The sequence below is a fragment of the Gemella sp. GH3 genome, from assembly GCF_013415425.1.
Lineage (GTDB): Bacteria > Bacillota > Bacilli > Staphylococcales > Gemellaceae > Gemelliphila.
The window spans coordinates 1-428 of sequence record NZ_JACBYC010000130.1 but is presented as its reverse complement, the minus strand read 5'-3'; the positions used below and the strand labels follow the sequence as shown (position 1 = coordinate 428).

Genomic DNA, 428 nt, shown 5'->3' with positions numbered 1-428 from the left:
GCATTAGGTGCTGAACCCATTCCTGCTTCATTTGAGAATAGTCCACGTTTAATACCTTGAAGTATCGCTGCACCAACAGCACCACCAGTCACTTGTTGTAAACCGAAAGCACTTTTAATGATAGTACCAATCATTGGAACTATTTGATCTATATTTAATAACAAGATAACTAAAACCATTCCTATGTAAATGATTGCCATAATAGGTACTATAAGTGAGGATAATGTTGCGATGCTTCTTACGCCACCAAAAATAATAATTGCAGTAATTACAGCTAATATAATACCAGTGATAACTGGGCTAACATGATATTGTGTGTTTAATGACTCTGCAATTGTATTAGATTGAACAGTATTAAATACAAATGCAAATGTGATGGTGATTAATGTTGCGAATACGATACCTAACCATTTCTGGTTGAGACCTTA

Annotated in this window: 1 pseudogene; it reads right to left on the bottom strand. The window is 34.6% G+C overall.

Going from position 1 to position 428, the window contains the following annotated elements:
• Positions 1–428 (bottom strand): annotated as a pseudogene (gene alsT / locus HZY83_RS05530) (glutamine transporter AlsT); the annotation flags it as partial.